This window comes from Providencia sp. 21OH12SH02B-Prov, assembly GCF_027362595.1.
In the GTDB taxonomy this organism is placed as follows: domain Bacteria; phylum Pseudomonadota; class Gammaproteobacteria; order Enterobacterales; family Enterobacteriaceae; genus Providencia; species Providencia zhejiangensis.
In genome coordinates, this window is the sequence record NZ_CP114796.1 from 3952914 (window position 1) to 3975566 (window position 22653).

The 22653-nt window shown below is 42.1% G+C and carries 17 protein-coding genes; 7 read left to right on the forward strand and 10 right to left on the reverse strand.

From position 1 onward, the window contains the following. Nucleotides 1-29: 29 nt before the first annotated feature. Complete coding sequence (locus O7C57_RS18215; RefSeq protein WP_247047181.1) at nt 30-797, forward strand: ZirU family protein; 768 nt, start codon at nt 30-32, stop codon at nt 795-797. 80 nt (nt 798-877) lie between these two features. Further along, nucleotides 878-1957 carry a hypothetical protein gene (locus O7C57_RS18220; protein ID WP_249999727.1) on the forward strand — a complete coding sequence of 360 codons (1080 nt, stop codon included), beginning with the start codon at nt 878-880 and terminating at the stop codon, nt 1955-1957. Nucleotides 1958-2037: 80 nt separating this feature from the next. Here O7C57_RS18220 and ubiA read toward each other — a convergent pair whose 3' ends face one another. The 3 genes from ubiA to pgi form a co-directional block, all read right to left on the reverse strand. Beyond that, a complete protein-coding gene (gene ubiA / locus O7C57_RS18225; protein ID WP_167520930.1) occupies nt 2038-2892 on the reverse strand; it encodes a 4-hydroxybenzoate octaprenyltransferase in 855 nt (284 codons plus the stop codon). A 32-nt stretch (nt 2893-2924) separates the two neighbouring features. Further along, nucleotides 2925-3431, reverse strand: coding sequence for a chorismate lyase (gene ubiC / locus O7C57_RS18230; RefSeq protein ID WP_249999725.1), 507 nt, complete (start codon nt 3429-3431; stop codon nt 2925-2927). Nucleotides 3432-3689: 258 nt separating this feature from the next. Then, nucleotides 3690-5336 (reverse strand): glucose-6-phosphate isomerase, encoded by a 1647-nt coding sequence (pgi, locus tag O7C57_RS18235; protein ID WP_154623878.1) that lies wholly within the window; start codon nt 5334-5336, stop codon nt 3690-3692. A gap of 265 nt (nt 5337-5601) precedes the next feature. On the opposite strand from pgi, the gene lysC reads away from it, so the two are divergent. Beyond that, nucleotides 5602-6978 carry a lysine-sensitive aspartokinase 3 gene (lysC, locus tag O7C57_RS18240; protein WP_154623879.1) on the forward strand — a complete coding sequence of 459 codons (1377 nt, stop codon included), beginning with the start codon at nt 5602-5604 and terminating at the stop codon, nt 6976-6978. A gap of 58 nt (nt 6979-7036) precedes the next feature. Here lysC and O7C57_RS18245 read toward each other — a convergent pair whose 3' ends face one another. The 3 genes from O7C57_RS18245 to metH form a co-directional block, all read right to left on the reverse strand. Continuing rightward, nucleotides 7037-8533 carry a tetratricopeptide repeat protein gene (locus tag O7C57_RS18245; protein ID WP_269723420.1) on the reverse strand — a complete coding sequence of 499 codons (1497 nt, stop codon included), beginning with the start codon at nt 8531-8533 and terminating at the stop codon, nt 7037-7039. A 113-nt stretch (nt 8534-8646) separates the two neighbouring features. Then, nucleotides 8647-9234 carry a hypothetical protein gene (locus O7C57_RS18250; protein WP_154623882.1) on the reverse strand — a complete coding sequence of 196 codons (588 nt, stop codon included), beginning with the start codon at nt 9232-9234 and terminating at the stop codon, nt 8647-8649. Nucleotides 9235-9288: 54 nt separating this feature from the next. Next, on the reverse strand, nt 9289-12906 hold the full coding sequence (gene metH / locus O7C57_RS18255) for a methionine synthase (RefSeq protein ID WP_231131852.1): 3618 nt from the start codon (nt 12904-12906) through the stop codon (nt 9289-9291). A 275-nt stretch (nt 12907-13181) separates the two neighbouring features. Here metH and iclR point away from each other — a divergent pair, with 275 nt between their 5' ends. Continuing rightward, nucleotides 13182-14012 carry a glyoxylate bypass operon transcriptional repressor IclR gene (gene iclR, locus O7C57_RS18260; protein WP_004925895.1) on the forward strand — a complete coding sequence of 277 codons (831 nt, stop codon included), beginning with the start codon at nt 13182-13184 and terminating at the stop codon, nt 14010-14012. Here the strand turns inward: iclR and O7C57_RS18265 are convergent, their stop codons facing one another. Then, nucleotides 14013-14897, reverse strand: coding sequence for an N-acetylmuramoyl-L-alanine amidase (locus O7C57_RS18265; protein ID WP_154623880.1), 885 nt, complete (start codon nt 14895-14897; stop codon nt 14013-14015). Between the two features lie 895 nt (nt 14898-15792). Here O7C57_RS18265 and O7C57_RS18270 point away from each other — a divergent pair. Next, nucleotides 15793-16490 (forward strand): IS1 family transposase gene (locus tag O7C57_RS18270; RefSeq protein WP_269723143.1). Its coding sequence is split into 2 segments (ribosomal slippage): nt 15793-16042 and nt 16042-16490, totalling 699 coding nucleotides; the frame shifts between segments, so codons are not numbered across the junction. On the opposite strand, the gene O7C57_RS18275 is transcribed toward O7C57_RS18270, so the two are convergent. After that, nucleotides 16478-16765, reverse strand: a complete 288-nt coding sequence (locus O7C57_RS18275) for a helix-turn-helix domain-containing protein (RefSeq protein WP_269723421.1) — start codon at nt 16763-16765, stop codon at nt 16478-16480. The genes O7C57_RS18270 and O7C57_RS18275 overlap by 13 nt on opposite strands. A gap of 482 nt (nt 16766-17247) precedes the next feature. Further along, nucleotides 17248-18030: an N-acetylmuramoyl-L-alanine amidase-like domain-containing protein gene (locus O7C57_RS18280; RefSeq protein WP_269723422.1), complete on the reverse strand. Its 783-nt coding sequence runs from the start codon at nt 18028-18030 to the stop codon at nt 17248-17250. A gap of 300 nt (nt 18031-18330) precedes the next feature. Here O7C57_RS18280 and edd point away from each other — a divergent pair, with 300 nt between their 5' ends. Beyond that, nucleotides 18331-20172, forward strand: a complete 1842-nt coding sequence (gene edd, locus O7C57_RS18285) for a phosphogluconate dehydratase (protein WP_154623063.1) — start codon at nt 18331-18333, stop codon at nt 20170-20172. 26 nt (nt 20173-20198) lie between these two features. Continuing rightward, a complete protein-coding gene (locus O7C57_RS18290; protein ID WP_154623064.1) occupies nt 20199-20843 on the forward strand; it encodes a bifunctional 4-hydroxy-2-oxoglutarate aldolase/2-dehydro-3-deoxy-phosphogluconate aldolase in 645 nt (214 codons plus the stop codon). A 50-nt stretch (nt 20844-20893) separates the two neighbouring features. On the opposite strand, the gene aceK is transcribed toward O7C57_RS18290, so the two are convergent. Beyond that, on the reverse strand, nt 20894-22645 hold the full coding sequence (gene aceK, locus O7C57_RS18295; RefSeq protein WP_196713959.1) for a bifunctional isocitrate dehydrogenase kinase/phosphatase: 1752 nt from the start codon (nt 22643-22645) through the stop codon (nt 20894-20896). Nucleotides 22646-22653: the final 8 nt, after the last annotated feature.

Below are 22653 nucleotides of genomic sequence, written 5' to 3' on the forward strand. Positions count from 1 at the left end.
GGCATTTAAAAATATGAGGTAACAATCAGATGAACAAAAATCAGCAACCAAACCTAATAGCAGGCAAAGGCAAACTCGCTCTCCTGATAACGGGTGCAGTTCTGAGCATGGCTGTCAGTACGCCTGTACTCGCAGCCTCCACGACTCCCCCTGTCTCGGTGACCTCCCCCGCGACAAAATCGGTTATCGGTCATGCGCCAGTTCTGAAAACAGATGGGCAAATCAAAGCCAATGACAAAAACGGTGACAATGTGTTAGGAGAAAATGACACTTTGGAGGCTTCAGGCTTTGCGTTCGACGATGCAGATGGCGATAAAGTCACCATTAGCTATGAGTGGCTTGCAGACGGAACAACGATTCCAAGCGAGACCAGTGACAAGCTAACACTGACAAATAAGTTGCTGGGGAAAACTATCACAGTCAAAGCAATTGCGCACACTGATCCAAATGCTACCGATCCCGCAGAGAGCAAACCTGTGGGAGCGAAAACCTACCTAGATATTAAAGGAACCAAGCTACCGGACGGTAGCGGAATTACAACGGTGAATAGTAGTGTCGTGAAAGCCGTGACCATCTCCGGTCTCACTTCAGGAAAACCAGAGGTTGGTAAAAAGCTGACAGCAGATGTTACCTGTCATGGCACTTGTGACAGTAGCAAATTGACTTACCAGTGGCAGCTTGAGAGTGCAGTGGGTTCTGGCTTATACAGTAATATTCCGAGCGCAACCACGAAAGAGTACACCGTTAAGGGTACTGACCAGAAACGAAAAATTCAAGTTATCGTCTCTAACAAATAATCAGTATGAGCCGCGGCGGGTTGCTCCCGTTGCGGTCATTTTTATCACAAACGACGACACTAGAAGAGGATATTCATGAAATGGCTAAGAGGACAAAAATCAACCATCTTATTTGTCTGGTAACACTAGCAATAGGACTGATCATCGGAGGAAGTGTGTCCGCTTCTGTGAGCGAGGTTAATACAAGAACAGCTCCCGTTATAGGGCACGCACCCGTCGTGAGTGATGTGACATTTGATCAGATGACACCAGCCGTCCATGATACCGTCACGGCCACTCCAACGATAACAGATGAGGATCATGACACGCCAGTGACATCACTTTATCAGTGGCAACTGGATGGTAAAGATATTCCAAAGGCCACAGAAAATAGCTATCGACTGGTGCCCGGAGATGGCAACGGGAAAAAACTGACCATCATGGTCACACCGCAAACCGATCCTGCAATCACGGAACCAGCAACTGGCATAGCATTCACTTCATCCCCTATCATCACCCAAGGGCTGGCACCTGAGGCCGTCGCAGTGAAAATTTATGGCAAACCAGAAGTAGGACAATTGCTGACTGGATCTTATCTCTACCATGATAGTGATACCCCCAAAGACCTTGAAGATACCTCAAGCAGCGGTACCCAATTCGAGTGGATTTGTTCCCGTAGCAGTAGTAAAAAAACACTAGCAACAGCTAAGACTTATACCCTACAAGATGCAGATGTCGGGTGTGAAATTTCTTTTAACGTCACCCCTCGTTCAATCAGTGGGATACCGAATACCGGTGCGCAAGCTCAGTCAAAGGCGCTCAATGTGATTAAAGCAGTACCACCACCGGAAATTCGGCTATTTAACGGCAACCAGATAGGGGATCGTTCCGGCCCTGGATACAATATAGAAATAAATTATGTGAACCCTGGTTATGGGGCTCTTAAATCAATAGTATTTCAAGAGCATAAAGGAGGTTCAGAGAAAAATTATCCTTTAGATGAGGTTAAAGTTGGCGAACTCACTAACAGTCATTCACTTGTTACTGATTCTGGAAGCGCTATAAAGTTTGGAAAAAATGCACGAAGTAGTACAGGGGCTATAATTTCTGTTTATGCCACCCTTCATTTTCAAAATGGAAAAAGATTACAAGGCAGTTCGGGTTATATAACACTGGAGTAGCCAAGCAGCATCGTTAATTTAATTAGCAATCTGAGGGGTAATGTAAGTCGCATTACCCCTTTGACTAATCAAAAACTGGTTTACCAGTAACTGACTAAAATCCCGACAAATAAGATAAAACCCACATAATTATTATTCATAAAGGCTTTAAAACAGGGAGCGCGCTCTCTATTGACCATCAGTTTTTGCTGATAAACAAACAATAACGCAGCCAGTAATAACGAAATATAATAAGTGACACCTAAATTGGCGAGTAGCCCAATCGCCACCAGCAAGCCAATCATCACCACTTGTAAGATACCGATGATCAATTTGTCATACTGACCAAATAAAATAGCCGTCGATTTCACACCAATTTTTAAGTCGTCATTGCGATCCACCATCGCATACTGGGTGTCATAAATCACCGACCATAAAATATTGACAAGAAACAGCAGCCAGCAAACCAGTGGTAATGATTCACTCACCGCAGAGAATCCCATCGGAATAGACCAACCAAATGCGGCCCCTAAAACGACTTGAGGTAAATGGCTAACACGTTTTACAAAAGGGTAAACCCATGCCAACGCTAATCCAGCAATAGAAAGCCAAATAGTCATAGCATTCAATGTCAGAACGAGCAAGAACGATAACCCGACAAGGCCAGCAAACAACATTTTGGCTTCTTTTTCGGTCACATCACCACTAGGTAATGGGCGATGTTTCGTGCGTTCAACATGTCCGTCAAAATGGCGATCAGCAAAGTCATTAATCACACACCCTGCTGCCCGCATCAAAAACACGCCAGCGGTGAACACAATCAGAATATGTAAACTGGGTATACTTTGAGCTGCAATCCATAGTGCCCAATAGGTTGGCCATAACAACAGTAATGAACCAATGGGCCTATCAATACGCATCAAACGGCTGTAGGCATGCCATTTACTTAGCGCCATACTTCCCTCCATTTGTCGTGCTCCTTTATTTTTTATCTTTTATATGCAGGTGATTCAGGTAAAAATAGTTCGGTTAATAATAACGGTTTTTCTGATAATCTTAATAGGGAGCGCCGGATCCATCGTAAATTTTGCTGCCCTATATGGATATAATCACGAGTAAGATTATCATGACTGAAAAGATAACGCCCTAATGGAACGGCACCAATGTCAATCAATTGACGATCTTCTCCGGTCAATGTTTCTTGAGGAATCAGGGTTCGCCCAAGCAACCACGGGATATTATCCCCATACATAATGACCTCTCGTAACCAATAATATTCACTGGGAGGCAAACACTGGACTTCTTCTTCACTTAAAGCTTCTTTGGTCACATAACGTTGTGTATAAGGCACGACGGTGACACGTTGGCAGTGCTGCTCTAAGCGCTTTGTCATTGACCCGAGTTCATATAACCAGTCTAAAATATTTTCAGGAACAAGGTTATCCGTTTCTGACAGCCAAGTTATCGAGTGAGAGGTAAAAAGCGTTTCATCCATTACTCATAATTCCACCACTAAAATATGTGGTTGTGCATCATATTGGTTCATACTATGAAGGATATCACGTTGTTTTGCTGTAAGGTTAAAGTTAGCTAACAAATTAGTTAAAAACTCACAAATTAAACATGAATTGTGAAAATTTTTTGAAATAATTATTAATAACTAATGAGTTATCAACAATAAAAGAATTATTAATATTGAAATGACTAAACCGCAATAGCCTGCTAACTTAGCAGGCTATCACTGATAGGTTAATTAACGCCATGCTTTATAACGATTAATTAATCCATTTGTTGAACTATCGTGGCTACTGACATCATCGGTACTTTCTAGCTCTGGCAAAATACGGCTTGCCAGTTGTTTACCCAGTTCGACACCCCATTGGTCGAACGTGAAGATATTGAGGATCGCCCCTTGAGTAAAGATCTTATGTTCATACATTGCAATCAATGCACCCAATGAATAAGGCGTTATCTCTTTGAGTAAAATCGAGTTAGTTGGACGGTTGCCTTCAAACACTTTATAAGGCGCAACATATTCCATATCCGCTGGGTTTTTACCTTGTGCTGCGAATTCCGCATCAACCACTTCACGAGTCTTACCAAATGCTAGGGCCTCGGTTTGAGCGAAGAAGTTAGACAGCAGTTTATCGTGATGATCACCTAATGGATTGTGCGTTACCGCCGGGGCGATAAAGTCACAAGGGATCATTTTCGTTCCTTGGTGAATTAATTGATAAAATGCATGTTGCCCATTAGTCCCCGGTTCACCCCAAATAATCGGGCCAGTCTGATAAGAGACTTTATTGCCATTGCGGTCAATATACTTACCATTCGATTCCATATTGCCTTGCTGGAAGTAAGCGGCAAAACGATGCATATATTGATCATATGGCAGAATCGCTTCAGTTTCCGACTCAAAAAAGTTGTTATACCAAATGCCAATAAGCCCAAGTAGCACAGGAATGTTATTTTCAAAGGCGGTTTGAGTGAAATGTTTATCCATCGCATGCGCACCTTCAAGGAGTTGCACAAAATTATCATAACCTACGGATAAAATGATGGATAACCCAATTGCAGACCATAGAGAATAACGACCACCAACCCAATCCCAGAACTCAAACATATTGGCTGTATCAATACCAAACTTAGCAACTTGCTCACCATTCGTTGATAGCGCAACAAAGTGCTTAGCCACATGCTGTTCATCTTTTGCTTGTGCAAGTAGCCAGTCACGCGCGGAATGCGCATTGGTCATGGTTTCTTGAGTCGTAAATGTTTTCGACGCGATAAGAAAGAGTGTTGTCTCTGGATTCAATGTTTTCAACGTTTCAGCTATCTGAGTCCCATCAACATTGGAAACGAAGTGCATATTGAGATGGTTTTTATAAGGTCGTAGTGCCTCTGTCACCATAAATGGGCCAAGATCAGAACCACCAATACCAATATTCACGACATCCGTAATTGCTTTCCCTGTATACCCTTTCCAGTCACCCTTAATGATACGCTCACTGAATTGATGCATCTTTTCTAATACTGCATTGACATCCGGCATCACATCTTTGCCATCAACATAGATAGGCGTGTTGTCGCGGTTGCGTAACGCAATATGTAAAACGGCACGGTCTTCCGTACGGTTAATTTTTTCGCCGCTGAACATACTTTCAATCGCACTTTTCAGCGCTGTCTCTTCCGCCAGCGCTAATAATTTGTCCAGGGTCTCTTCAGTAATTCGGTTTTTGGAGTAGTCCACCAAAATTTGGTCGCCGAATGTCGCGGAAAATTTATGAAAGCGATCATTATCTTGTTTGAACAGGTCACGCATATGAGTCTCTTTCATTTGCGAAAAATGTTGCTCTAGCGCCCGCCATGCTGCCGTCTGGCTTGGATTAATACTCTTCATGGATAACACTCTCCAAAAGATTTGAAATAAAAGTCAATTGTAACTCGCCGAGACATCTCGACCTATCAGTTTCCTGTGATCTAATCATCCTAATGATATTGGTCAATTTTTTACAATTTTTCCAGAGCTTATTACAGCCATCGAGAAAAGCGATAATCAATTAGCCATCATTAGAATTACTGATTTGTATCGATTCTTCATTGACGCCATCGAGCTAACCCGATATTTCTATATAAAAAATAGATTGCCAAAAGGGATTGATACCATGAATGCAGTAGCGTCTTTATCAGAAAGTACCCCGTTCGTTATCGCTAAATTTGGTGGAACGAGTGTCGCCAATTTTGAAGCGATGAACAAAAGTGCTGATATTGTTCTTTCAAATAATCATGTCCGTGTTGTGGTTCTTTCTGCCTCAGCAGGGATCACGAATTTATTGATTGAACTTGCCGAAGGTTGCGACACTGATAAACGTAATGAGCTACTGCAAAAGGTCAAAGACATTCAATACGCAATTATTGATAAGTTACAGCATGCTGACGTTATTCGCGAAGAAATTAATCGTTTACTGGATAATATCGCCCATTTAGCGGATTCCGCTTCACTTGCAACATCAGACGCCTTAACGGATGAAATGGTCAGTCATGGTGAATTAATGTCAACGCTACTGTTTGTTGAAGTGATCCGTCAGCGTGGTACCGATTCACAATGGTTCGATGTTCGCAAGGTCATGAAAACCAATGCAAACTTTGGCCGTGCAGAACCTGATTTACAGCAGTTAAAAGAGGCTGCGCGTCAACAATTGCTGCCGCGTTTACAAAATACAGTATTCATCACCCAAGGTTTTATTGGTCAAGACAGCAAAGGCCGTACCACTACCCTTGGCCGTGGTGGAAGTGATTATACTGCGGCTTTACTCGCTGAGGTTCTCGACCTATCTCGCGTTGATATTTGGACCGATGTACCGGGTATCTACACGACCGATCCCCGTGTCGTACCGGCTGCTCAACGTATTGATGAAATCGCTTTTGATGAAGCGGCTGAAATGGCCACTTTTGGTGCAAAAATTCTACACCCCGCGACCTTATTGCCAGCAGTACGTGCAGGCATCCCTGTGTTCGTTGGCTCGAGCAAAGACCCAGATGCAGGGGGGACATTAGTCTGCGATAAAACAGCGAATGCTCCACAATTTAGAGCATTAGCTTTACGCCGCAAACAAACATTACTGACATTGCATAGTTTGAAAATGCTCCACGCACGCGGCTTCTTAGCTGAGATATTCACGATTTTATTGCGTCACAATATTTCTGTTGATTTGATCACCACGTCAGAAGTGAGCGTCGCGTTAACACTCGATACGACAGGCTCAACAGGCACTAATGGGAGCTTACTCACGAACGCACTGATGACCGAACTTTCGACCTTGTGTCGCGTTGAAGTGGAAGAAAATCTCGCGTTAGTTGCGATTATTGGTAATGAGTTATCTCAAGTGAATGGACTGGGTAAACAAATTTTTGGGGCTTTAGAATCATTTAATATTCGCATGATCAGCTACGGGGCTAGCAGCCACAATATTTGCTTACTTGTACCGGGTAACGATGCGGAAGAAATCGTGCGGACTTTACACTCAAATCTGTTCGAATAAGCCATTATTTTATTTTTAACAAGAGGGTCATCACCCAATGACCCTTTTGTTATATCCATCACCGCTTATTCATTATTAATTGAACGTTATCACTGTATTTTAGCATTGATGCTTTCGCTTCTTTATTTTCCTGTAATAGCTGTAAGTTTTTGATCGCAACGGCATTACCTGATTGTGCCGCGCGTTCAAACCACCTCATCGCACGGAAAATATTTTTCTCGCCGCCTAGCCCTCGCGCATACATTACTGCAAGGTTATTTTGAGCCTCACTGATATCTTTAAATGCGGATTGCTGCAAAAGCTCTCGTGCCTTTTGGACGTTTTGTTGTACGCCTGTGCCCGTCAAATAAAAAAGCGCTAACTGGTTTTTTGATTGAATATTATTCTGTTCGGAGGCCAATAACCAACTCACGATCTTTTGACTGTCAACTTTAGGTAACTGTCCTTCCAGATACCATTCCGCTAATTTAACTTGAGCCTCGGGAATATCATCATCGGCCATACTCATATACCATTCAATGGCCTTTCCATGATCGGCTGTTATACCACCTAAGCCTTGCTCATAAAATTCAGCCACTTTCATTGCAGCCGCAACAGAACCATTTTCAGCACCTTGCTGATACCAATCGAACGCACTCGGCAGATCTTTACCTATTCCATCCCCTGATTCATAACCTCGCCCCATGGCAAATTGCGCGTCAGCATTTCCCTGTAATGCGGCACGTTTGTACCAATAGATAGCTTGATAATGGTTTTTCTCAATTAAGCGATGACCTTCGTAGTAAAAGTCGCCCATATTGGTTTGTGCTGTTGCTGAGCCCATATTTGCCGCTTGGCGATACAAGTTGATGGCCCGTTCTTCATCCTTTTCAACGCCTTCACCGTTTTCATATAACACAGCCAGATTATTCACTGCGGAAGCTACGCCTTGCTGCGCACTCTCCTCATACCATTCTCGGGCTTTTTGATAATCGACATCTCCGCCTAATCCATCATGGTAGAACATGCCTAGCGCAAATTGCCCATAGGCTTGCCCCTGCTCCGCGGCTTCTGAATACCATGCTTTCGCTTGCTGGTAATCTTGTTTTACGCCATAGCCACGCTCATATAAAAATCCTAGGCCATACTGGCAATAGGCATCGCCTTTTTCAGCCCCTTTACGATACCAACGAGCAGCCTCTGCATATTTTTCCTGATTTTGTGCTAATAGCCCCAAATAATAATCGCCATCGGTATTACCCAGTTTGGCGGCTTTTTTAAACCAAATAGCCGCCTGCTGACTGTCCGCAGGTAAATAGTCCGTACCGTCCATATAAACGAGGCCAATATCCAAAATAGCGTCAATATCGCCGGACTCAGCTTCTTTCAATCGATGAGTAAAATCTTCAGGCAGGTTATTTGAAGGTGAAACTTGAGATGCTGGTAATGATTGTTTTTCTTTGACTGACAACGGTTCTGTTGTCTCAGCTTGCACAAAAGTCACATTGCTCAAGCAAAGCAATACTATTAAAGATCGTAAATTCATTAGCTCTATCCATTCACCAGCGTTATGCATATAACATAACACTCCTAATGGAAAAGAATAAGTGTGCCGAATCTAAAATCGATAAAGAATAGCGTCTATTCGCGAATAAAGGTGGTGAGATAACATTCACCACCTTTGTTCCATTAATTCACTCGATATCCGCCATGTTTACTGGCAAATAAATTAAACTTACCCCATTCAACAAGCATTGACTCCAATGTTTCATGGTTTACTTTGCATAAGTTGGCAATTTGTGACACCACAAATTGGTTTTCCCCGACTAACTCAGCCGAGAAAACTTCAGCAATCCAGCCGCACTCTTTGACCGTCACCAACCAACCATCATTCGTCGCAAACTTATGAACTGGGATCATCCCTTCTTTTGGGCTTTCCTTGGACAATAATGCATCTTCCTCGCGCTGCGCTTGATGAAATGCTTCAATTTCTTCTTGTGAAGGAATAGGCTCAACCACTTTCGCATCTTCTAAATAAAGATAGATTTCCTCTGCTCGAGCCGGTGTCAATTCACTCTTTAGCCAAACTTGATTAAAACAGTGATCACTGAGCATCTCGTCAGTATCCAGCTTATCCATGATTTGCAGAATGCTCATCATCGCGCTCACGAAATCTTCGCTCATGAAAAACGTCTCAGGTGCCGCACTGTTTTGGATTTTATAAGGATAGACCGCCGTATCCGGCAGCCTATCTTCAATCATAAATTCGTAGCTCATCATTCAGCCTCTTTAAGTGTCTTACTGATAAGATGGTGTCGAACTCACTAAAAATCAATCCTCTGGGTCATAACCTAAGTTAGGGGCAAGCCATCGTTCCAGCTCACTCACCGACATCCCCTTACGTTTCGCGTAATCCTCTATTTGGTCACGTTGCAGTTGAGCGACTGCAAAGTACTTGCTATCTGGGTGGCTAAAGTACCAACCTGACACTGAGGCTCCAGGCCACATCGCGTAAGAGCTTGTCAATTTCATCCCTATTTGATTTTCGACATCTAACAGCCGCCAAATTTTTTCTTTTTCCGTGTGTTCAGGACAAGCAGGATAGCCTGGCGCTGGACGAATACCTTGATATTTCTCACGAATAAGCTCTTCATTCGCTAAATTTTCTTCTGGCGCATAACCCCAATACTCTTTTCTCACCTGCTGATGTAAATACTCAGCAAATGCTTCGGCTAGCCTATCCGCCAAGGCTTTTAACATGATCTTATTATAGTCATCATGTTGCTGCTCATACTGTTCCGCCAGCACATCCTCTTCTAAACCACCAGTAACGGCAAAAGCACCGATATAATCGGCTTTACCACTGCTTTTCGGTGCCACGAAATCAGATAAACAATAGTTCGGAAACTCTTTTTTCTCTGTCTGCTGACGTAAATTGAGTGCAACTGACTGCACGCTATCACGGGCAGTAGAGTGATATATTTCAATATCATCCCCCACACGATTGGCAGGGAATAACCCTAAAATGCCTTTAGGGGTCAATGATTTCTCTTTAGCTAATTTATCTAACATATTATTAGCGTCACTTAGCAGTTTGCGCGCTTCTTCCCCTACCACCTCATCTTCTAAAATACGTGGGTACTTACCAGCAAGAGACCACGTCATAAAGAAAGGTGTCCAGTCAATATAGTGACGTAATGTCTCAATGGATGCCTTAACTTCTTTTACGCCTAAAAAACGCGGTACTGGCGGTTGATAATCTTGCCAGTTAATTTTCACAGGATTAGCACGGGCGACATCAAGAGAAACCGGCGGTGTTTTAGTTTTTTTACGGCCATGCTGTTCACGCACCACTTCATATTCACGACGGGTTCGTGCCACAAATTCGTCTTTTTGAGTGTCTGATAGTAAAGCAGAAACCACCCCAACAGTGCGTGATGCATTTTGCACATACGTGACGGAATGGCTGTAGTTTGGCTCTATTTTGACAGCGGTATGGGCTTTCGAGGTCGTGGCTCCACCAATCATCAACGGTAGAGTAAAGCCTTGGCGCTCCATCTCTTTAGCAACATGCACCATTTCATCTAATGAGGGAGTGATTAATCCTGAAAGCCCGATAATATCGACATTCTGCTCTCGAGCCGTTCTTAAAATTGTTTCACAAGGCACCATGACGCCTAAGTCTATAATTTCATAGTTATTACACTGTAAGACGACACCAACAATGTTTTTTCCAATGTCATGAACATCACCTTTTACCGTTGCGAGTAAAATTTTACCCGCGCTACTTCCCGCTTGCTTAAGCTCTTGAATATAAGGCTCTAAATAAGCAACGGCTTGTTTCATCACCCGAGCAGATTTTACCACTTGCGGAAGAAACATTTTCCCTTCACCAAATAAGTCTCCCACCACATTCATGCCATTCATGAGTGGCCCTTCAATCACTTCAATCGGGCTTGCCGCACGCTGACGTGCTTCTTCGGTATCTTGTGTAATAAATTCAGTAATGCCTTTAACTAAGGCATATTCTAAGCGCTTTTCAACATCCCATGAGCGCCATTCCGCCTGTTGAATCTGTTGTTCATCACTGTTGGTTTTGCGGTATTTTTCAGCGAGTTCGAGTAGACGTTCCGTACTGTCATCACGGCGGTTTAAAATGACATCTTCCACCGCCTCTTTTAACTCTGCGGGAAGATCATCATAGATAGCCAATTGTCCCGCATTGACAATTCCCATATCCATACCATTACGGATCGCGTAATAGAGGAATACGGCATGAATAGCCTCTCGCACAGGATCATTTCCTCTAAAGGAAAACGAAACGTTAGACACTCCACCAGAGATCATGGCATGCGGTAATTGCTGTTTGATATCCTGACAAACCTCAATAAAATCGACCGCATAGTTATTATGCTCTTCGATACCGGTTGCTACTGCAAAAATATTGGGGTCAAAAATAATATCTTCAGGCGGAAAACCAATCTGTTCGGTCAACACTTGATACGCACGGCGGCAAATTTCAATTTTTCGTTCGCGGGTATCTGCTTGGCCCACCTCATCAAAGGCCATCACAATAACGGCAGCACCGTATTTACGCACTAATTTGGCATGTTCAATAAAGGCGGCTTCCCCTTCCTTCATCGAAATTGAGTTAACAATGCCTTTGCCTTGAATACATTTAAGGCCCTTTTCAATCACATCCCACTTAGACGAGTCGATCATGATTGGCACACGTGCAATATCTGGCTCACCAGCAATCAGATTCAAAAAACGGACCATGGCCGCTTCTGAATCCAACATACCTTCATCCATGTTGATATCAATGATTTGAGCACCATTTTCCACTTGTTGACGAGCGATATCTAAAGCTTCTTGGTAATTACCCTCTTTAATGAGGCGTTTAAATTTTGCTGAACCCGTCACATTGGTCCGTTCACCCACATTAACAAATAATGATCCTTTACCAATATTCAGGGGTTCTAAGCCTGATAAACGACATTCAACAGCAAGTTCTGGCAATACTCTAGGGGGAATTCCTTTAACTGCTTCAGCCATCTTTTTGATATGTAAAGGTGTTGTTCCACAACAACCACCAACAATATTGAGAAAACCCGCCTGCGCCCATTCATGAATTTGAGCCGCCATGTTTTGTGCATCAAGGTCATATTCACCAAACGCATTTGGCAACCCCGCGTTAGGGTGTGCACTCACATAGCACTCAGCAATACGCGATAATTCAGAAACATATTGGCGTAATTCATCCGGCCCCAAGGCACAGTTCAAACCAAATGAAATAGGTTTAGCATGACGTAATGAGTTATAGAAAGCTTCGGTCGTTTGTCCCGATAACGTCCGTCCAGAGGCATCCGTGATCGTGCCTGAAATCATGACCGGCAACGTGATCCCTAAAGCTTCAAATTCGGTTTCAATCGCGAAAATAGCCGCTTTAGCATTTAACGTATCAAAAATGGTTTCGATCATGATCAAATCAACACCCCCTTTGATCAGTGATCGCGTTGATTCGCGGTATGCTTCAACCAGTTGATCAAAACTAATGTTTCGAAATGCGGGATCGTTAACATCCGGAGAAATAGACGCTGTTCGATTGGTCGGCCCCAGTACTCCCGCAACATAACGCGGTTGTTCGGGGGTTTTACGAGTCCACTCATCAGCACATTCACGAGCGATACGCGCGGCGACTTCATTAATTTCAGCAGACAAGGATTCCATTTTATAGTCCGCCATTGCGATCGTTGTTGAGTTGAAAGTATTAGTCTCAACAATATCAGCGCCTGCTTCAAAATATTGGTTGTGGATCTCACGAATGATTTCTGGCTGAGTTAAAACAAGTAGATCATTGTTTCCTTTTAGATCGCTAGGCCAATCCGCAAATCGTTCACCACGAAATTGTTCTTCAGTGAGTTTATGGCGTTGGATCATTGTCCCCATCGCCCCGTCCAGTACTAGGATTCTCTTTTGTAATTCTTGTTCTAACCTACTGATTTTATAACTCACTTTCCCTGCCTCCTAAAAAACAACAACCTTAGTCATAAGTTAAATTAGCGCTATGATAATCCTACCATAGTTTTTAGGTCGAGAAGCCCATGCCATGATGAGAGTTTCTCAGGTTGCATCAGATCTAATTTTTCACTGATCCGATGAGTATTTTGGGGTGAGATCATTCATAATAGAAACAAAAATTCATTCCAGTCAGGAGAGACTTAATGGCGACTGCATCAATCAGTAAAAAAATAAAAAAGGCAAAAGGGCCAGCAAGTGGCGCACCTGCGGCAGGTCAAGTCCAGTCATTAAGTCGTGGACTAACACTTTTGGAATACATTTCTGAATCAACGGGGGGAATTGCTTTAACGGATTTAGCCCTACAAGCAGGTTTACCCAATTCCACCACGCACCGTTTGCTCATGACGCTCGAACAGCATGGCTTTGTACGCCAAACAGGGGATCTTGGATTATGGGTTATTGCTTCTAATGCCTTTATTATTGGTAGTAGCTTCCTTGAGAGCCGTAATTTACTTGCTTTAGTTCACCCTATATTGCGTCGTTTAATGGAAGAGTCGGGTGAAACCGTTAATCTTGCCATTTTAGATCACAGTGAATTCGATGCTGTCATCGTCGATCAAGTACAATGTAATGCATTAATGCGCATGTCAGCGCCGATTGGGGGTAAACTACCGCTACATGCCTCAGGTGCGGGTAAAGCGTTTATTGCCAATCTTCCAGAAGAACAGCTGATTCCTTTGCTGAGTAAAAAAGGCCTCCACGCCTATACACCCTATACATTAACCACCCCCTCGGCCTTAAAAGAAAACCTGCAACAGGCGAAAAAACAAGGGTTTTCCTACGATGATGAAGAGCATGCGTTAGGGTTAAGATGTATCGGCGCGTGTATTTATGATGAGCACAAAGAAGCCTTTGCTGCGATTTCAATCTCAGGGCCACTGTCACGTATCACCGATGATCGCGTGACTGAGCTGGGTGCGATGGTGATCAAAGCTGCGAAAGAGATCAGCCGTGAATATGGCGCAATCCGTTAACTAATCACCCACATGCTGAACCTGTGGCCGCTCAAATTGGTTAGAAGAGAGAAAACGTGACATATCACGGTACTTTTCAATTAATGCTAACGCAATAGCCTCAGTTTCAGCATCGGCTTTCCCCTCAATATTGCGTGGACGGAAGTGCATTTGAAAAGCACGAATAATCTTTTGTGTCTGCGCATCAAGCTGACCGGATAACGGTACCTCAGCATAACCATAAAATCTCAATGCTTTCTGTAGCAATAACACATTACCGGGTTCATAGGCACTTCGACCCGATAAATAATTTGTGACCGTTGCTGCATCAGGCCAAGCACCAATGCCCTGTTTCGCTAATGTTTCCCAAGGAAAGGCTCTACCAGGATCTTCTTTACGCAATGGCGCAATATCACTATGACCAACAATATTCTGAGCCGGAATATTGTATCGCTGCATAATATCTTTAACTAATGGGATCAACGCTGAAATTTGAGACTGATTAAAAGGTGCCCATGTCTTATTACCTTTTTTGTCAACACTAAAACCCGCATTCACAATTTCAATACCAATGGAAATATCATTCAAGCCACTATGATACCGCCAGTGGCTATCACCCGCATGCCATGCTTTCAGTTCTTCTGGAACTAATTGTAATACGACGGGCCGGTTATCTTTCTGTGTAGGCTGACTAGGGATCAGATAATGGGAACTCACTTGCCCTTTAGTGAGCAAATAAATGGAATAATCATCATTAGAGACAGTGTAATGCAAAACCACATATTGAACTCTCTCACTGGTGTTACGTGATGGATAACTCGTATCAACATAATACCCCTGCCGTGAAGAGAGTGTCGAACAGCCTGAAATAATAAACACAAATAAAATTAATAAATTACGAGTCATTTGTTCAGCCCTTTATGGCGCGCCATCACACCGATGCCTATTCTACCTTTTTATCAGATCACAAAAAATATACAAAGCATCAATAGAACGCGAGGTTCGCTGCAAATGGCCTCAAAATGCGGCTACACCACCTTGAGAATTTTGATGTCCAAATTTTAATATGATGTTTTCTTGAACTCATTGAAGAGTATTAATACATAGACTCGCTATCAATATTTGCCATTTTGATGCTCAATTTCACTTTTATGCAATGAGTCACATCGACTAAATACGGAGATAAGGATTAAGAATTAGCAGTCAATCATTAAGTAGAAGTGCGAGAATATACAAACAGAAAACGGCAAAGCAATGACAAGATAAATCGCGAGGATGTGGAACAACTATTTTCAAACAATGATTATTTATTAAAATATAATAGCAATACAGGGTCATTAATTAAGTAGAAACCGAATGTCAATTAACTTATCTGTCCTTTTAACGCTTAAGAATAACACTGTTAGTGTAAGATTTAAGCGTATCATTCATACTAAAGTAGTACTGAGATTAAAAATATATTTATTGAATAATAACCACTCTATTAAATTAATGGGTTGATATTATTTACATGAGTAACTGATTATTTAACACCAGTTACTCATCGATAAGATCAAACGCCTGTTAAGCATCGATGACCGAGCATATTGACTATCTTAGGTACAAAGAGGGATCTTGCCTCACGCTTAAGAAGCTTATTCAATTTCACACTAATTAATTATATTAATAAATATTAGATAGGAATAGTAATATAATGAATACAATATCCTATCTTATTGTTGAATAAATCGTCCGTTTTTCGGGTCATGTATTCAATCTGGTGATTAATCTGTAATATAGGGTAATTTATCGGAGAATATTCATGGCTAAAGTCGATGTAAGGTGCCCATTTTGTCAACAAACTCCCTCAGTGAAAAAACATGGCCTAGGGAGTACAGGTCATCAACGTTATCGTTGTCAAGACTGCTGCCGAAGCTTCCAACTCGACTATGAATATCGTGCCTGCCAGCCCGGTACCAAAGATAAAATTATCGACCTAACGATGAATAATGCCGGTATTCGTGATACCGCTAGAGCCCTTCATATCAGCATTAATGCGGTTGTTCGCACTTTAAAAAACTCTCGCCGAAGCAGGTAACCTCTTTACCCCTTGATAATCTGCACATTGAACTCCTTTGCGAAGTCGATGAACAGTGGTCTTTTGTGGGTAATAAGAAGCAACAACGCTGGCTTTGGTATGCGTGGGAGCCCCGCCTAAAACGGATAATTGCTCATACGTTTGGTCGTCGAAACAAAAGGACTCTTCACCAGTTACTGGCTTTACTGTCTAGGTTTAATGTGGCTTTTTGGTGCACGGATAAGTTCAGTGCTTATGAGATATTGCCCAAGCAGAAACATGTGGTAAGTAAGTTTTATACGCAACGAATAGAAAGAGAGAATTTGAACCTGAGAAACCGCTTGAAGCGCCTTAACCGTAAGACGTTAGGTTACTCGAAGTCACCTGAAATGCATGACAAAATCATCGGTACATTCATTGAACGCGAATACTACCTATTATGATGATCTCTATATTGAATACACGACCGTTTTTCGTGCTCAATTTCGTTCGTGATGATACTCATGATATCTTTTATATCGATATCTAAAAAAACAACAATTTCAATAAGTTTATCTAAACTTAGCTTATTCACTCCACGCTCATAACGCGAAACTTGTTGCTGACTTAAATTAATAATATCGGCTAATTCGTTACCCGATAGCCCTCTTTTCATTCTTGCTTGCCGCAAATGATGACCTAATAAGGTATACACATCTTCTCTTTCTCTTATAGCCATACCCCTCTCCTAGAAAAAGAAATAAATAATTATTTTTTTATATTTTCTATTATAGGATCTCCATTTTTTATTAAAAATAGTTATCAACAATCAAACTTTAATAAATTGATAGATGATAATTATCATTTAACGTTTTTAAACTCTCATCTCTATTTTTTAAAAAGCAATTCATTGCTTTTTAATCATTTTTTATTTTCATAATCTTTTGAAATATTTTTATAGTTAATTATTTATACTTAACTTATTCATAACTGTTTACACTTTAAATAAGTCTAGAAATAGTTAGACACTTAAAACAATATTTCTAAAAACAAAAAATAGCTAATAACATATTTATAATATGACATAGATCATGATTTTAAATTCAATAGTAATAAAAGCCTCAGGAGTAGAAAACTTAACGCCAATAGAAATAAATGCTTCCCCTAACTTAAAATCAAACGATCACACACAAACCAATGTTATGTTTTTAAAATACCCTCTTAACCAAAATTGACGCCTTTAGACCTTATAACGATGATCCCCACTTTATCTTGTAAGTAGCGGTTTAACTCTACATCCACAACTTTTAAATTTAATTTCAACGAGGATGCATTTCTAAAATAGATTTTATTGCCTTCACGAATCGCAATACCGACATGACTCACATCCAATTCCGGTTTATTCGAGTAAATACCAATATAGTCACCTGTTTGAAGTTTTTTCAGAACAGCCTCATCAATATACTGAGTTGGAATATAACTGATCGTTCGTGATGTAACAGGGAGGCCTTGAATCAGCAATTGGCCATTGCCTTTTTGATTCAAATGCTTATGTACTTGTATCGTATGAGGGCTAATCTCCTGAGTCATATCAGACATCGCTTCATCAGCGGCCAACAGCCAATCAGTAAAAAAATGTCGCCGAGTGATATAGGCGATATTTTCTTCGCGGTATCGAGTCTTTTTTAAATTAGAAATAAAATCATCATAATTATCTGACTGCTTTAATGCTTCGGTATACTCAATGAATGTCATACAATCCATTGATTTTAAATTGACAACCAAGCTTTCCTTCTCTGAATCATGCGAATTCAACGTACGGTCATTATACGGTGTGCCTAGGAACATGGCTGTTATTAATTTCACGCGCTGCTCAGAGTCGAGCCCTTTGATATTATGTTGGATATCCTTCAATATTGATAACGACCCTGATTCTAAGACCGTTTCAGCCTTCGTTATCGAGCACATTAACACTAAAGCCACCGCAATAAATCGTTTAAGCATTGTATTCCTATTATTGGTGTTTTTATGAATAGAACGATATCTATCACTAGACAACAAATATCAGCGTAAATTCAGCCGCACAGCAATAAAACAACACCGTTTCACCTTTTCCTGAGACCTCAATAATCTTGATTCAGATCACAGATAGCTCGAAATTTGCATATCATCCATTGCAACTCTTACGATTTCAATAAACAATGTTACCGGTAACATTTGATGTGAAGAGAATATCATCAACACACTGAGTCGATAAAAACAGTGTTGGCTGATAGTAAAATCTCTATTGTGAGGTCTGTAATTATGAGCAATTCCAAAAAGATAGCGAGTAGCGTTCATCCAGAAATAATGCGAATAACCAAGCGTATTATCGAACGTTCAAAAAACACAAGGGAACAGTATCTACACAAAATTGAACAAGCTCAGCGTACAACAGTGCATCGTGCTGAGCTCGCTTGTGGTAATCTCGCCCATGGTTTTGCTGCCTGCCAACCTGAAGATAAAAACATCCTCAAGAGCCTGACACGCTCCGACATCGCGATTATTAACGCCTACAATGACATGCTATCCGCCCATCGCCCTTACGATACCTATCCAGAGCGCTTGAAAGCCGCATTACGTGAATCGGGTGCTATTGGCCAAGTCGCTGCGGGTGTACCTGCAATGTGTGATGGTGTGACCCAAGGTCAGGATGGTATGGAACTCTCTTTACTCAGCCGTGATGTCATTGCAATGTCCACCGCAATAGGGCTTTCACACAACATGTTCGATGGCGCTTTATATCTTGGTATTTGCGATAAAATTGTTCCGGGCCTCATGATAGGCGCCTTATCTTTCGGGCACCTACCGGCCATTTTTGTTCCAGCAGGGCCTATGACCACAGGGCTACCAAATAAAGAAAAAGTGAGGATCCGCCAGCAATATGTTGAAGGGAAAGTCGATCGCAGTGCTTTACTCGAAGCAGAAGCGGCCTCTTATCACAGTATAGGCACCTGTACCTTCTACGGCACGGCTAACTCTAATCAAATGGTCATGGAGGTGATGGGGCTTCATTTACCCGGTTCATCATTTGTGCAGCCTGACACACCATTACGCCATGCTTTAACAGATGCCGCGGCTCGCCAAATTACTCGCCTAACCAAACAGTCAGGCAACTACCTGCCTATCGGCCAGCTAGTTGATGAAAAAGTGATTGTGAATGGCATCATAGCCTTACTCGCAACAGGAGGCTCAACCAATTTAACGATGCACCTGATTGCTATCGCTAAGGCCGCAGGTATTATGATTAATTGGGATGATTTCTCTGAATTATCCGCCATTATTCCCTTAATCTGTCGTATCTATCCGAACGGACAAGCGGATATCAACCAATTTCAAGCGGCAGGCGGAGTTGCCCTGCTTGTTCATCAGCTGCTATCAAAAGGCCTACTTCATCATGATGTTAATACCGTTGCTGGTTATGGCCTTTCACACTACACCTTGGAACCATGGCTAAATAATGGGCAGTTAGAGTGGCGTGATGGTGCCAAAACCTCTTTTGACTTACAAGTCATCGCAGATATTCATCACCCCTTTTCTCAGCATGGCGGCACAAAGGTACTCTCTGGTAACTTAGGACGTGCGGTAATGAAAACGTCCGCTATACCTGAAGAAAATCAAATAATTGAAGCGCCTGCCGTCGTATTTAATGATCAACACGCTATCCTCCCCGTTTTTGAATCCGGAGCATTGAATCGCGATTGTGTCATTATCGTTCGTTTCCAAGGCCCATCTGCAAATGGTATGCCTGAACTCCATAAATTAATGCCACCATTAGGTGTTTTAATGGACCGAGGCTATCAAGTCGCCTTGGTTACAGATGGTCGTTTATCTGGCGCATCAGGCAAAGTTCCATCAGCCATTCATGTCACTCCTGAAGCCAACAAAGGGGGCTTGCTCGCCAAAGTACAAGATGGAGATATGATACGTGTTAATGGTCTAACGGGTGAGCTAACGCTATTAGTCGATGAACATGAACTTGCGAAACGTCAAGCGTATCAACCTGATTTAAGTACCCAATATTCAGGTTGTGGCAGAGAACTATTTGGTGCACTGCGCCAGCATTGTTCGGGTGCGGAAGAAGGCGCTTGTAGTCTCAATTTTTAACTGTTTCAGTGGATTAGGAAAAGATTATGCAAAATTGGAAATTGTCGGCTGAGGATGTACTAAATACAGGTCCTGTCGTTCCCGTTATCGTCATTAATCAACTTGAGCACGCAATCCCTCTTGCAAAAGCACTCGTCAAAGGGGGGATTAAAGTACTCGAAGTGACGCTACGAACAGAATGTGCCATTGACGCGATTCGGCTTATCGCAAAAGAAGTTCCGGAAGCCATTATTGGTGCAGGCACTGTAATTAACGTTCAACAACTTGAAGCAGTCACCGAAGCTGGAGCGCAATTTGCTATTAGCCCAGGGCTAACGGAAGAGTTACTCTGTGCGGCAACTCAGGGCTGTATTCCTTTAATTCCAGGTATATCCACCGTTTCTGAATTAATGCTTGGAATGAATCATGGTTTGAAGGCGTTTAAGTTCTTTCCTGCTGAAGCTAATGGCGGAATTAAAGCTCTGCAAGCCATCGCTGGCCCGTTCCCGCAAGTAAAATTCTGCCCGACGGGAGGGATATCTCCTGCCAATTATCGCGATTACCTCGCATTAAAAAGCGTACTATGCATTGGCGGCTCATGGCTAGTACCAGAGGATGCCTTGAAAGCCGGTGACTATCCGCGCATCACTCAATTAGCTGAAGAAGCCATTAAGGGCGCTAAGCTAGCATAAAATCTATACCGAGCCAGAGTTGATGACGACAGTGGCTCGGTATCTTAAGCTCAGTCACTATTTATACACACTTTTTCATGCGTAACACATCGGCAAAAGCGCAGTTCCTCTTGATACGCATAAACGTCCTCTATATGCCCACTACGGATCCTATTTTGTAAACTTTGCCAATACTCTGCCGTAAATAGATTTCCGTGCCGTTCTTGCAGATAGCCTCGTATTTTGGGGTCTTGGCATAAAAACAGCGCGAATTCCTCAGGAAAAACATCATGCTCTCCTACGCTATACCAAGGCTCTCCCGACAGCTCCTGCTCTGGATACATTGGCTCAGGGATACGTCGGAAATTCACCTCGGTCATATAACAAATTTCATCATAGTCATAAAAAACAACACGCCCATGCCGTGTCACGCCAAAGTTTTTAAACAACATATCACCAGGAAAAATATTCGCTGCGGCAAGCTGCTTGATTGCTTGACCGTATTCATCAATAACATGGCGTAATTCCGCTTCATTGGCATCATCCATATAAATATTGAGAGGCGTCATCTTTCTTTCCATATACAAATGACGGATCAATATTTTGTCTCCTAAATCTTCAATTAATGACGGAGTTTCCTTTCGCAACTCCTCCATTAACTCATCACTGATATAGCGTTTATCTATGATAAAATTTTCAAATTCTTGGGTATCGGCCATGCGACCAACTCTGTCATGCTCCTTCACCAACCGATAGCACTCCTGTACGCGCGCTCTTGTGACCTCTTTTTGGGGGGCAAACTCGTCTTTAATCAACTTAAATACCCGATCAAATGACGGTGAAGTGAACACCAACATCACCATTCCTTTAACCCCCGGCGCTATCGTAAATTGTTCTCGAGAAAAATTAATAAAAGCCAAGTATTCACGGTAATATTCTGTTTTACCATGCTTTTGGCAGCCAATTGCCATATACAACTCAGCAATGGATTTACTGGGTAAAATTTCTCTTAACCAAAAAACTAATGCCGCAGGAAAAGGGGCATATACCATAAAATAAGAGCGAGCAAACCCAAAAACAATACTTGCTTCGTCAAATCCCGTTAAACAGGTGTCCACATAAAGGCTATTATCAGCGTCATGGTGGATAGGTAATAAAAATGGATGAACCTCATCATTAATAACGAGTTTACCCACTAGCCAAGCCGCTTTATTTCGATAAAACAATTCATTAACTATATGAAAAGAAACGCTTTCATCTTGAATGTTCGGGAAGCGGGAAATTAAGCTATCAACAATACATTGCACATCCCAATTTAAAGAACGCCACCGTAATCGTAATGGCAGCGCACTGAGTATCTCTTGTAACACAGTAAATAAACTGCCATTGACCAAATATTGCCGATCGAGTGGCCGGGGAAGATCACTAAAACGCCGTGCAGGTTGAGATGTGAATATAAACAAATTTTCTTGTGTCAGCTCGCGATGCTTAAACAGACGACAATACACTGAATTAAAAAAACTTTCCGCTATTTCAAAACGAGGGTAATTAGGTAACAGAGTGGTATAAACACGTTTGATGCTGGATAACATTTCCGGTGTTAATGACTGAACTAATCCCATAAATTGCAACTGAGCCACCACCAATCCAACATGATGGTCATAAAGTTGTATTCTTTGCTTCATCGCATCTTGGATTGCATGCCAATCAGCCCGCTCAAATCGTTCTTGTGCACCCGAGGTTATTTCTAAAAAACGACCATACTGAGCATCAAAACCCTGCAAGATTGTCTGAGCAATTATCTGTTCAGTCGATAGTGTCATAGTAGCTC

What these genes read in the sequence shown, in the direction of transcription:
- iclR (WP_004925895.1), top strand. Translation starts at nt 13,182, where the DNA reads ATGGCGACTGCATCAATCAGTAAAAAAATAAAAAAGGCAAAAGGGCCA.
- ubiA (WP_167520930.1), bottom strand. Translation starts at nt 2,892, where the DNA reads ATGGCGCTAAGTAAATGGCATGCCTACAGCCGTTTGATGCGTATTGAT.
- O7C57_RS18250 (WP_154623882.1), bottom strand. Translation starts at nt 9,234, where the DNA reads ATGAGCTACGAATTTATGATTGAAGATAGGCTGCCGGATACGGCGGTC.
- O7C57_RS18290 (WP_154623064.1), top strand. Translation starts at nt 20,199, where the DNA reads ATGCAAAATTGGAAATTGTCGGCTGAGGATGTACTAAATACAGGTCCT.
- ubiC (WP_249999725.1), bottom strand. Translation starts at nt 3,431, where the DNA reads ATGGATGAAACGCTTTTTACCTCTCACTCGATAACTTGGCTGTCAGAA.
- O7C57_RS18265 (WP_154623880.1), bottom strand. Translation starts at nt 14,897, where the DNA reads ATGACTCGTAATTTATTAATTTTATTTGTGTTTATTATTTCAGGCTGT.
- O7C57_RS18275 (WP_269723421.1), bottom strand. Translation starts at nt 16,765, where the DNA reads ATGGCTATAAGAGAAAGAGAAGATGTGTATACCTTATTAGGTCATCAT.
- metH (WP_231131852.1), bottom strand. Translation starts at nt 12,906, where the DNA reads ATGGGGACAATGATCCAACGCCATAAACTCACTGAAGAACAATTTCGT.
- O7C57_RS18215 (WP_247047181.1), top strand. Translation starts at nt 30, where the DNA reads ATGAACAAAAATCAGCAACCAAACCTAATAGCAGGCAAAGGCAAACTC.
- aceK (WP_196713959.1), bottom strand. Translation starts at nt 22,645, where the DNA reads ATGACACTATCGACTGAACAGATAATTGCTCAGACAATCTTGCAGGGT.
- lysC (WP_154623879.1), top strand. Translation starts at nt 5,602, where the DNA reads ATGAATGCAGTAGCGTCTTTATCAGAAAGTACCCCGTTCGTTATCGCT.
- edd (WP_154623063.1), top strand. Translation starts at nt 18,331, where the DNA reads ATGAGCAATTCCAAAAAGATAGCGAGTAGCGTTCATCCAGAAATAATG.
- O7C57_RS18280 (WP_269723422.1), bottom strand. Translation starts at nt 18,030, where the DNA reads ATGCTTAAACGATTTATTGCGGTGGCTTTAGTGTTAATGTGCTCGATA.
- O7C57_RS18245 (WP_269723420.1), bottom strand. Translation starts at nt 8,533, where the DNA reads ATGCATAACGCTGGTGAATGGATAGAGCTAATGAATTTACGATCTTTA.
- pgi (WP_154623878.1), bottom strand. Translation starts at nt 5,336, where the DNA reads ATGAAGAGTATTAATCCAAGCCAGACGGCAGCATGGCGGGCGCTAGAG.
- O7C57_RS18220 (WP_249999727.1), top strand. Translation starts at nt 878, where the DNA reads ATGGCTAAGAGGACAAAAATCAACCATCTTATTTGTCTGGTAACACTA.